The organism is Acinetobacter sp. C15 (assembly GCF_013420645.1).
Lineage (GTDB): Bacteria > Pseudomonadota > Gammaproteobacteria > Pseudomonadales > Moraxellaceae > Acinetobacter > Acinetobacter indicus.
Genome location: NZ_VOXR01000067.1, coordinates 1 through 8,243, shown reverse-complemented (window position 1 = coordinate 8,243; position 8,243 = coordinate 1). Strand labels below are relative to the sequence as shown.

At 46.0% G+C, this 8,243-nt stretch carries 8 protein-coding genes; 5 read left to right on the top strand and 3 right to left on the bottom strand.

Going from position 1 to position 8,243, the window contains the following annotated elements:
- Positions 1-151: 151 nt before the first annotated feature.
- Entirely contained in the window at positions 152-547 is a 396-nt protein-coding gene (locus tag FTT63_RS14340) for a DUF3144 domain-containing protein (protein ID WP_005178954.1), read from the bottom strand.
- Between the two features lie 108 nt (positions 548-655).
- On the opposite strand from FTT63_RS14340, the gene FTT63_RS14335 reads away from it, so the two are divergent.
- On the top strand, positions 656-1,288 hold the full coding sequence (locus FTT63_RS14335; protein ID WP_163170251.1) for a hypothetical protein: 633 nt from the start codon (positions 656-658) through the stop codon (positions 1,286-1,288).
- Between the two features lie 22 nt (positions 1,289-1,310).
- Here FTT63_RS14335 and FTT63_RS14330 read toward each other — a convergent pair whose 3' ends face one another.
- Positions 1,311-2,786, bottom strand: a complete 1,476-nt coding sequence (locus FTT63_RS14330; protein ID WP_180192437.1) for a CYTH and CHAD domain-containing protein — start codon at positions 2,784-2,786, stop codon at positions 1,311-1,313.
- A gap of 113 nt (positions 2,787-2,899) precedes the next feature.
- On the bottom strand, positions 2,900-4,357 hold the full coding sequence (locus FTT63_RS14325) for an inorganic triphosphatase (protein ID WP_180192436.1): 1,458 nt from the start codon (positions 4,355-4,357) through the stop codon (positions 2,900-2,902).
- 237 nt (positions 4,358-4,594) lie between these two features.
- On the opposite strand from FTT63_RS14325, the gene FTT63_RS14320 reads away from it, so the two are divergent.
- From FTT63_RS14320 to FTT63_RS14305, 4 genes are all read left to right on the top strand, one after another.
- The gene (locus FTT63_RS14320) at positions 4,595-4,978 is read left to right on the top strand and encodes a DUF962 domain-containing protein (RefSeq protein ID WP_016659152.1); all 384 of its coding nucleotides are present in this window, start codon (positions 4,595-4,597) and stop codon (positions 4,976-4,978) included.
- A gap of 537 nt (positions 4,979-5,515) precedes the next feature.
- The gene (gene thiE / locus FTT63_RS14315; protein WP_016659151.1) at positions 5,516-6,136 is read left to right on the top strand and encodes a thiamine phosphate synthase; all 621 of its coding nucleotides are present in this window, start codon (positions 5,516-5,518) and stop codon (positions 6,134-6,136) included.
- A gap of 42 nt (positions 6,137-6,178) precedes the next feature.
- Positions 6,179-7,480, top strand: a complete 1,302-nt coding sequence (gene hemL, locus FTT63_RS14310) for a glutamate-1-semialdehyde 2,1-aminomutase (protein WP_180192435.1) — start codon at positions 6,179-6,181, stop codon at positions 7,478-7,480.
- A gap of 63 nt (positions 7,481-7,543) precedes the next feature.
- Positions 7,544-7,960, top strand: coding sequence for a heme-binding protein (locus tag FTT63_RS14305; protein ID WP_104499001.1), 417 nt, complete (start codon positions 7,544-7,546; stop codon positions 7,958-7,960).
- Positions 7,961-8,243 lie beyond the last annotated feature (283 nt).

The following is an 8,243-nucleotide window of genomic DNA, read 5'->3' as shown; positions in this document are numbered from 1 at the left end:
AATGGAGAAATCTAATCGGTATGTTATACCTGAGAGAAGAGTGAGGAGTTATCCAAGGGTTGTAAAAGGAAAACCTCAAAAATACCCAAGAAAAAGCCAGTCAATCTCTTAACTGACTGGCATTACAACAGGGTGGGCTTTTTTTAGCAATTTAATGATCGTGATCATGTTTGTGTTTATTGCTGTGAAATTCTTCATTACGACGGAAACGTAAATAGTTCTCGAACTGTTCACAGTATTCATCGTAATTGTCTTCCAGCATCATCTGGAACTGCTGCAAAATGTAGGACATGACCTGATCTTTGGCCGCGCGCATTTCCTCACCATCTTTGAAGTTGTTGGCTGCGACCCAGGTATTAAAACGCGCCGTGCCAAACAACATGGCAGCACTGACCTGACCGCGTTTTTCCGCCGGTTGTTCCTGTGAACCTTTTTCGACGCGACAAAATTCGTTGGCCTGTTTGATAAATTCATCAGCACGTTCAAAGAAAGCAGCATTTAACGCTTCTTCTTCGGTAACATCGGTTGCTTCAATCTTTTGAACCATGAATTTTTCCTAAGCTAAAATCATAAACAATAATTATAGGCAAAGCCTTGCAGAAACTAAACCTTTGTCTTACTCTAAAAATAGCCTAAGCAAGAAAAAGGAATCACGATGCAAGATGCAATTGCGGTTCAAAGTCTAAAAAGTGATATTGCGCTGCTGCGACAAAACATCTGGCCGCCGGCACATCTGGCCAATGTAGAAGGGCTGCCAATTTATTATGGCAATCCGGCTGAAGTTGAAGCCTATTTCCAGCAATGGTCCGGATTGATTGAGCGGGCACAAGAGCTGTTTCAGCCCTTTATGGAAGATGAAGTGCTGGATGCCATTCATCTGCCAAGTCACTTAAACCTGCCTTTATTTTTCTTTCATGTTGACCGAATCCGGATTAATAAAACCCGGGCCAAAGAATCAAAAACTTTTCGCGGTCTGGCCAGCTTGATGGAAAAGTGCGGCCAGTTTGATGCTACGCAGATGCTGACGATGAAACAGTGGCTGGAGAGTGACGACAGCGCCGCACTGGTGGCACACCGTGAGTTTATTGATTTGCGTACCTATGTGTTTCAGCATGGGCAAAGTGAATACACCCGCACTCGTTTTTATGTCAACGGTATTGTGCTGAGTGTCGAACCGCATTTTCAGCTGGTGGATGCCCGGGAAAAACCGCGCAAGCAGCGGAGCGATAGTTATCATGATCCGCTGGCCGATAACGGTACCTGGAAGGTATTTGGCAAGTACCGCTAAATGATTATCTCCGTGCTGGGCTTTAGGCCGACCAGAAGGTTTTGCTGCGGGTAAATTCCAGCAAATGCTGCTGGGCTTCGGCCAGAACATGCTTTTGCTCGGCAGCAATCCAGCCCAGAACAAACCAGGCCTGTGGGTTTTGCGGAACCTCATGTTGAAACAGGGCTTCGGCCACCACCAGATCATTAAACTGCCCCAAAGATTCCTGTGCCGGTTTCAATGCTTTCAGATACTGTTTGACGGCATCGGCTTCAAATAAAGAGGCAATAAACTCGACCGAATAACGCAGGCGTTTGACCCGTTTACGGGTGCGATGCTTCTGTTCACTGTCCAGATGTTCAAACTGCACGGCATCCTGACAAATTTGCCGGTGCATTTTTGCAAGCTGTTTCCGTACCTGCTTTTTCAGCGATTGATCATCTTCCTGTGCTGTGCACTGGCTAAACTGTAGCAGCTCCAGCAAGAGGCGCACTGTTTCTGGCGCGCGAAACAGTGCATCAATTTCATCACTGCTTTCGCTACTTGCCGGTAGTTCCGCGAGGGGAGAGCCGGCCTTGGCCAGACGTGGCATCAGGCTTTCACTCAGCGCATCGCGGTCGCGGGTGGAACCAAGTTGCCGGAACAGTTCTGCCAATTGCGCTTGCCATTCGGGTTGTACCTGTTCGGACCAGTGACCAAAGATTTTCAGCGCGCTGCGTAAACGGCGAATGGCCACACGGGCCTGATGTACATGACCACTCTGATAATGATTGTCGGCAATCGCCGTGGCATTTGGTAATAAATGAGTCAGACAGTTGCTGACAATTTTGGCCAGCGCGCGGCTACTCGAATCATGTTTATCGAGGCTAAAAGGTGTTTGATGTTGAACGGGCAAGATGTCCTGCTGATTCTTGAGCATCTGACCGCGCTGTGATTTGCTGCGAACATCAAGCCAGAGCTGATAGCGTTTTACCCATGGCTGCACAAAATCAATCAGGTCGCTAACATCGCCATGTTTCAGTTCAAACTCGACTTCGTAAATATCGCTTTGTGCTGTTGGTGTGCGGACTTCGCCCTGATCAAACGCCAGTTCAATTGCACTGTCTTTGACTTGTTCAAGCACAATCAGGCGTTGCATATCGGTTTCAAATTGCAGCTCCAGACCGGTATTTTTTAAATCGGCCTTTTTCAGCTCCAGCGCCTGTTTTAGCAAGGTTTGCGCCTGTTTATGTTCCTGATACAGGCTTAGATCCAGCTGCTCCGGTTCATCCGGGCCGAGGGCCAGTTCCAGTTCAAAACGCTCAAAATGATGCTGCCCCGGTGCTTTTAAGGTCTGACACCAGCGTTGACCTTCCAGACGCTGACGCAGGGCGATGGCATGCTGTGCCAGCTGCTGCTCAGGACTGTCATAATATTTGGCCCACAGCTGCATTGGCACGGCTTTTTTCTTGGCAATGGCTTTTTCAAAGGCGCGGCGCTGATGCACCGGCACCTGAAATTTCAGTTCGATTTCCGCCATAACCAACTCCTGCAATTTTTATTCTTGATTGACCTTACTATAGGCCAAGCCATGCATAAAAAGTAGCCATAAAGCGTATTCTTTTGTCTGGCCGGAGCGGAGAGTGGCTGAACTTACTTAATAAATTTGCGGCTGACCAGGAATTGTTCGGTGGCATCCAGCAAAGCTTGCGCATGGACTTCCTGTTTTGCGGTCAGCCAGCCGAGTACAAACCAGTCGCTGGCTTCCAGCTCAGTTTGCTGGATATACAGCGCAGCGGAGGAGAGAACCTGATATTCCTGCGCGGCCAGTTGGGCATCGTTCAGGGCTTTGCTGTACTTTTGCAGGTTTTTAACATCATAGATCGTGGTGAGTACCGGGAAAATAAATTTCAGGGCATTAATTTTCTGCGCCAGCTGATCCAGACTCTCAAAATCGGTCTGGCTGGTCTGGTTTAGCTGTTCTTGCAGTAATTTATATTGATGTTGCAAAGTCTGCTGGGCGGCCTGTTTTAAATCCTGCGCAGGGTGGGAGGCATCTTCATCCAGGCTAAACATCAACAGTTCCAGATAATGATGTACATTCTGGGTCGATTTCACCAGATTGGCCAGTTTCTCTTTGGCATATAAAATATCTTTGGCCAGATTCGAGGCGGTATTCGGGTTCTGCAAAAAGGTGCCGAGGGTATTTTGCATGTGCTGCAAATGTTGCAGCTGGTCAAACTGCTGTCTAAACGCCAGTAACTGATTGGCCCATTTTTCCGAAATAGACGCACTCCAGTCTTTGAGCAAATGCACGGTTAAATACAGCTGATTTAGTGCATTCTGTGCCTGCACAATATGCTCGGCTTCATTAACACCGGCTGAAATGGCCGCAATGTTCGGCAGTAAATGCTGCAATTGCTGGGCAATTAACAGTCTTAAATTCTGATCGGCTGAGGCTTTTTTATTTAAACGGAATTCTTCAGCCAGACGCGGCGGGCTGACTTGTAAGTCTAAAGCCAGCAAATTGCCCATTTCGGCCTTGCTGCGTACATCTAACCAGAGCTGGTATTTCTTGACCCATTCAAAACAGAAGGCCAGCAGGGCCTGCACCGAACCAGATTTTAATTCAAACTCAACCTCATGGACGGGATATTCACGCTCGCCGCTGCGAATACAGCCTACATCTAAACTGGCTTCAATCTCGACTTCATCTAGCTGGATAACACGCAAAGTACGTGTCATATCGGTTTCAAATTGCAGTTGCAGCGGGCTTTCAGTCTGACTGAGAACTGCATCTAATAGCTGTCTGGCTTCGGGAGCGGCATCGTAAATGCTTAAATCAAGCGCAGGTGGCTGGTGCAGTTCGCCCAGGTCATGATTATGTTCAAAACGTTCAATATGGGTTTTGCCGGCTTTCAGTGTTTGCACCCAGCGCGTGCCTTCCAAGCGTTGTCTCAGCGCAATACCATGCTGTGCCAGTAGGCGGTCGGCAGTGTCATAATATCGGGCTTGCAGCGAAATGGTTTCAGATTTCTTAGGATCCAGCGCTTTAAGTAAGGCATTACGGCGCGCATCAGGAATTTGAAATTTTAATTCAATCTCGGTCATTCAATTGGTCCTAAAAAATTGAGCAATACAGCAAAAAAAGTAGCTTTCTGGCAGATGACGCCGCTATACCAAATTATTATCAAGCGTCCAGAAAAGGCGTTCATTGTTTAAGGCTTCTGATTGTAACCAAAATCTGTCCTGAAAAAAGTAGCCAGAAAAATAGCGCGAACAAAGTGGCTTTTATTTGTACAGAAAATGCGGTAATTTGAGCAAGAACAGAGCATCAGGATGATGAATATGAACGCACCCCTCAACACCGAATGGGCGAAAAAACCGGATGACACGCCTCAAGGTCCAATTCAAAATTATCACGAGTTTTATCGTTTTTATTTAACCGAACACCGCAATATCATGAGCCGGCGTCTGCATATGCTGGGCAGTGGTATCGGCCTGATTTGCCTGACGCAAATGGTCAGGCAGCGTAAGCCACGTTACTTTGTCTATGGACTGGTGGCCGGTTATGCCTGCGCCTGGGTCGGTCATTTTTTCTTTGAAAAAAACAAGCCGGCCAGCTTTAAACAGCCGCTGTATAGCTTTATTTCTGACTGGCGAATGTTTGCCGACATTTTGCGCGGCAACCTGAGTCTTAAAGACCGCGCACTGGATAAAATTGACAGCTAATCTTCATTTTTCGAGCAAAACTAAAACTTTCGGTCAAAAATAAGATGAATGGTCAAAAAATTCATTGAAATTGTAGAGTGAATGTTCTATTAATTGAAGCAATGCAGAGTGTATGACACTTTGATGACATCAGTTTTTAACTTTCCAAGCCTGGAGTGACCTTTCTCCGGGCTTTTTTTATAGCTGGAATCATTGAAATAAAAAGAATGAAGAGAGTCAAAAGAGTGTGGACGTGCTAGCGTTTGATCACATTTCCCCAAATGCGTCCTGGCATCAAATTCTAGTACGTCCATGAGACCATGAATGCACGTTGGTTGTTATTGATATAAAAAAATAAAAAACAACAACTTATATCGTTATTATTGTGAGTCTTAGTAAATACCGAAACCGGCGCTGACTCTATCCCCAATACTAGGGATTTTGCATAAAAATCTGAACTGAAACAAAGCATCAGCGAAAATACAGGCAAGGCCTGCTCTTGAGCTGTAACTATGTAATAATGAGAGCCAATTTTTTGAGGTGTTTCAGGCAGGCAAAATGCGTGGCTTATATTTAATTACCAATGATGATCCGATTGAACTGCTTTTAGCCAAACTTGAAGGTGCAATGGCGACCTATGAAGTTGCAGTCTTGCAATATCGCCGTAAAAAGGTGGCAAAAGAAGATCAGGCTTATGAAATTGAATATATGAAATCATTGTGTGCACAGTACAAAGTGCCATTTGTGATTAATGATGATTTGGAAGCTGCGGTAAAATATGGTGTCGGCGTGCATTTGGGTCAAGATGATGGCTCAATTGTCGAAGCCGCAGCACGTTTACCGAAGAATGTCCTGATTGGCCGCAGCTGTAACAATTCACTTGAACTGGCAGAGCAGGCCATTGCCGATGGCGCTAACTATGTGGCATTTGGGGCAATTTTCGCCACCGATACTAAGCCGGAAGCCGGCAATATTGGTCTAGAAACCTTAAAGCAGGCCAAAGCAAAACTGAATGTACCGATCTGCGCGATTGGTGGGTTAACCGTGGAAAATGGTCAGCAGGTGATTGATGCTGGTGCCGACCTTTGTGCGGTGATTAGTGATATATTAGGTCGTCCGATGCATACCGTTGCTCAACGCGTATATGACTGGTCTGAACTATTTAAAAAGGCGGTTTAAGCCGAAATTTTTGTCTGATTTTATTTTGAGTTGAGTCGATTCATGAGCCTATCTCCAAAGCAAGAACAATTATTTAAACAAGCCAGCAAACATATTCCAGGTGGCGTGAACTCACCGGTGCGTGCGTTCAATGGTGTAGGCGGCACGCCGGTCTTTATTGAAAAAGCCCAAGGCGCATATTTATACGATGTAGATGGCAAACGCTATGTCGATTATGTTGGTTCATGGGGGCCAATGATTTTGGGTCATGCCCATCCAGCGATTATTAAAGCGGTGCAGGATGCTGCGGTAGACGGTTTAAGTTTTGGTGCGCCAACCGTTCATGAAACGACGCTGGCCGATATTATCTGCGAAATCATGCCATCAATTGAACTGGTGCGTATGACCAACTCCGGTACAGAAGCCACCATGACCGCGATTCGTCTGGCACGTGGTTATACCGGCCGTGACAAGATCGTGAAATTTGAGGGCTGTTACCACGGTCACTCAGATTCATTACTGGTGAAAGCCGGTTCTGGCCTGTTAACCAAAGGTGAGGGTGAAGCGACCTCTGCCGGTGTTCCTGCGGATTTTGCCAAACACACCTTAACCCTGCCATATAACGATATTGCCACCTTAAAAGAATGCTTTGCCAAGTTTGGTTCAGAAATTGCCGGGGTGATTGTGGAACCGGTTGCCGGTAACATGAACCTGGTTGCGCCAATTGATGGTTTCTTGCAGACCATTCGTGATGTCTGTGACGAACATGGCTCGGTGTTTATTATTGATGAAGTGATGACCGGTTTCCGTGTCGGCTTAGGCGGTGCGCAGGCGCATTATGGCGTTACTCCAGATTTAACTACTTTGGGTAAAATCATTGGTGCCGGCTTACCGGTCGGTGCTTTTGGTGGTAAACGCGAAGTGATGGAATGTATTGCACCACTGGGTAAGGTGTATCAGGCTGGAACATTGTCGGGGAACCCGCTGGCGATGCGTGCCGGTATCGAGATGTTCAAACATCTTCGTGCTGAAGGTTTCTATGAGAAATTGTCTGCGCAACTTGAGAAACTGCTGGTTGGCTTGCAAGCTGCTGCGGATGAAGCCGGTATTGCGTTTAAAACCCAGCAAGTGGGCGCGATGTTTGGTCTGTACTTTACCGATCAGGACGATATCACCAGCTTTGACTCGATGCTAAAATGTGATGTCGATGCTTTCCGTAAATTCTTCCACGGCATGCTGGAGCGTGGCGTGAACCTGGCACCATCTGCATTTGAAGCCGGCTTTATTTCAAGCGCGCACAGCGATGAAGATATCGAGTTTACCATTCAGGCGGCAAAAGCCACTTTTGCTGAGATGAAAGCGTAAATTTGACCTCTCCCTAACCCTCTCCTAAAAGGAGAGGGAAGCTTCAGTTAATTCGAGATCAAAATGAAAACCAAACATTATATGACTTTAAGTGATGCTGAATTTCTATTAAATGAAGCGCATCAATATGCGATACAGCATAACTTTAATGTCAGTATTGCCGTGGTGGATGAAACGGGCAGTTTACTGGCCATGAAACGTATGGATGGGGCAGCACCAATGACTGCAAATCTAGCCATCGAAAAAGCCAAATGTTCTGCCATGAGTCGCCATGCATCCAAACTGTTTGAAGATATTATCAAAGGCGGTCAGATGGGCTTCCTGACCATGGAATCATTTTCAGGGATGCTAGAAGGTGGTGAACCGATTATGTATCAAGGGCAGCTCGTCGGTGCGATGGGTGTGTCGGGTGTGAAGTCGTTTGAAGATGCGGAGATTGCACGGGTAGCGATTGAGAAGTTTGTAGCACAGCAAAGTTAATTCAAGAAAAAAATTGATTAGCTCAACTCAATAAATTCATCCAAAGTTGTACCAAAATGAAGCGTGGAACGTTAAATATGAATTAAAAAGCCCAATCGCTAATGATTGGGCTTGCCTATATACAATAAAATTATGATTTAAAAAGGAAATCAAAAGATGTTATTCACCAATTAAAATGTCTATGCGATAAACCATTTAAAATGTCCTGTTTTTAACTGCAAGAGTCAAGCACAGGATTTAAATTTCTTTGTTCAATAACAGCTTTCTGAGCTTTACGACTCGG

Excerpts from the sequence above, each read along its gene's own strand:
- FTT63_RS14330 (WP_180192437.1), bottom strand. The coding sequence starts at position 2,786 with ATGGCGGAAATCGAACTGAAATTTCAGGTGCCGGTGCATCAGCGCCGC.
- FTT63_RS14320 (WP_016659152.1), top strand. The coding sequence starts at position 4,595 with ATGAACGCACCCCTCAACACCGAATGGGCGAAAAAACCGGATGACACG.
- thiE (WP_016659151.1), top strand. The coding sequence starts at position 5,516 with ATGCGTGGCTTATATTTAATTACCAATGATGATCCGATTGAACTGCTT.
- FTT63_RS14325 (WP_180192436.1), bottom strand. The coding sequence starts at position 4,357 with ATGACCGAGATTGAATTAAAATTTCAAATTCCTGATGCGCGCCGTAAT.
- FTT63_RS14335 (WP_163170251.1), top strand. The coding sequence starts at position 656 with ATGCAAGATGCAATTGCGGTTCAAAGTCTAAAAAGTGATATTGCGCTG.
- FTT63_RS14305 (WP_104499001.1), top strand. The coding sequence starts at position 7,544 with ATGAAAACCAAACATTATATGACTTTAAGTGATGCTGAATTTCTATTA.
- hemL (WP_180192435.1), top strand. The coding sequence starts at position 6,179 with ATGAGCCTATCTCCAAAGCAAGAACAATTATTTAAACAAGCCAGCAAA.
- FTT63_RS14340 (WP_005178954.1), bottom strand. The coding sequence starts at position 547 with ATGGTTCAAAAGATTGAAGCAACCGATGTTACCGAAGAAGAAGCGTTA.